This is a genomic window from Salmonella sp. SAL4457 (genome assembly GCF_046548235.1).
GTDB classification, from domain to species: domain Bacteria; phylum Pseudomonadota; class Gammaproteobacteria; order Enterobacterales; family Enterobacteriaceae; genus Salmonella; species Salmonella enterica.
The window spans coordinates 1-247 of the sequence record NZ_JBGDZO010001087.1; the positions used below are offsets into that span (position 1 = coordinate 1).

At 59.5% G+C, this 247-nt stretch carries 1 protein-coding gene; it reads right to left on the reverse strand.

The genetic code is table 11. The annotated features are described in order from the left end of the window. Positions 1-88 precede the first annotated feature (88 nt). Positions 89-241: a PA3496 family putative envelope integrity protein gene (locus ACLJNW_RS27550; RefSeq protein WP_410961734.1), complete on the reverse strand. Its 153-nt coding sequence runs from the start codon at positions 239-241 to the stop codon at positions 89-91. Positions 242-247: the final 6 nt, after the last annotated feature.

Here is a 247-nt window from a genome sequence, read left to right on the forward strand (position 1 = left end):
AACCTGAACATCGGCTACTACTTCTGAACGGCGGAAAAAACGAAGCCCCGCCAATTGCGGGGCTTGCTTGCGGTGTGGACGGCGCTGCTCACAGGTCGAAGTCGTAGTCCGACAACTGGCGCTGCATGCGGCGTTCTTCCAGCAGGTTGTCGATGATGCGACGCTTGGTCAGGTTGGTCTTGGCCACCTCGACGCTGGTTTCCTCGCCGTCATCCTCTTCAACGCCGGCTTCGTCGTCGATCTCGAG